Source organism: Kitasatospora sp. NPDC088351 (assembly GCF_040685575.1).
GTDB lineage: Bacteria > Actinomycetota > Actinomycetes > Streptomycetales > Streptomycetaceae > Kitasatospora.
In genome coordinates, this window is the sequence record NZ_JBFBIL010000143.1 from 1 (window position 1) to 1,482 (window position 1,482).

Genomic DNA, 1,482 nt, shown 5'->3' on the forward strand with positions numbered 1-1,482 from the left:
CTTGGGTTCTAACGGTCCTCGCAACACCCGCGATCTGTGGGAGTTGCGAGGGCCGTGGCTGTTGGACGCGATGATCTTTCGGGTTTGAGGGAGCGTTTCCTTGCGCGGCTGGATGCCGTGGGGAACGTGACCGTGGTGGCGCGTGAGCTGGGGGTGAACCGGAACACTGCCTTCGGCTGGGCCCGGAAGGCCGGACAGAGCTCGGTGCGCCTGCCGCGGCGCCACCCCGGTCGCGATGAGTACGAGCGGCTTCGGGGCGCCGGTGTCGCACGCCGGGCGGCGGCCCGGCAGATCGGCGTGAACGAGCGCACGGCCAAGGACTGGGACTGGGGCGTCAAGAAGACCCGCACCACGCGCACCTACACCGACGGCCGCCGTGTCGACTACACCGCCGGGACCGTCACGATGGGCGGCGTGACCACAGCACCAGTGGGCCTGAGAGCCCTGGAACAGCAACTGCATCCGCGGTTCCTGACCCTGGCCGAGCGCGAACAAATACGGGATCTCCAGGCGCTAGGTCAGTCGTTGCGGGCGATCGGACGGGCCCTGGGGCGGCCGGCGAGCACGGTCAAGCGGGAGATCGACGCGAACGCGGGCAGCAAGGGCTACCAGCCCTACGCGGCCCACCGGGCGGCGGCGGCGCGCAGGCCCCGGCCCAAGGAGCGCAAGCTGCTGCGCGAGGGACGGCTGCGTCGCTTCGTCCAGGGCGGACTGCGCAGGCGGTGGTCACCGGAACAGATCTGCCACGCTCTGCTGACGGAGCATCCCGACGACGAGAGCATGCGGGTGAGCGTGGAAACGATCTATCAGGCACTGTATTTTCAGGCCCGCGGCGGCCTGAAACGGGAAGTGCAGGCAGCCGTCCGCTCCGGCCGGACCCGCCGCAAACCCCGCCGCGACCCCGAGCGGCGCACCCCACGGTTCATCGACCCGATGGTGATGATCAGCGACCGACCCGCCGACGTCGAGGACCGGGCGGTGCCCGGCCACTGGGAAGGGGACCTGATCATCGGCGCGGGCGGGCGCTCCGCGATCGCCACCCTGGTCGAACGAAGCACCCGTTACACCATGCTGGTCCACCTGCCGGGCGGAGCCCACGACGCCGAGACCGTCCGCGACGGCCTCGTCCGCACCATCCAGACCCTGCCCGCCCACCTGCGCGGCTCCCTCACCTGGGACCAGGGCAGCGAGATGGCACGCCACAAGCAGTTCACCATGGCCACTGGCATGCCCGTCTACTTCTGCGACCCCGCCTCACCCTGGCAACGCGGCTCGAACGAGAACACGAACGGGCTCCTGCGGCAGTACTTCCCGAAGGGAACCGACCTCAGCCTGCACAGCCCCGAAGACCTCGAACACGTCGCCCAAGAACTCAACGGCCGCCCACGCAAGACGCTCGGCTGGAATACCCCAGCCGAGCGTCTACGTGATCTACTCACCACCTAAAACCAAGTGGTGTTGCGACGACCCCTTGAACCCAAG

General features: G+C 69.0%; 1 protein-coding gene. It reads left to right on the forward strand.

Annotated features, from left to right (window positions below; all coding sequences use genetic code 11):
* Positions 1–405 precede the first annotated feature (405 nt).
* Positions 406–1,446 (forward strand): IS30 family transposase, encoded by a 1,041-nt coding sequence (locus AB0P06_RS36885; protein WP_363615382.1) that lies wholly within the window; start codon positions 406–408, stop codon positions 1,444–1,446.
* The last annotated feature ends 36 nt before the right edge of the window (positions 1,447–1,482 follow it).

Bases quoted from the DNA above. Each gene is read 5' to 3' on its own strand.
- AB0P06_RS36885 (WP_363615382.1), top strand. From the start codon at position 406: ATGGGCGGCGTGACCACAGCACCAGTGGGCCTGAGAGCCCTGGAACAG.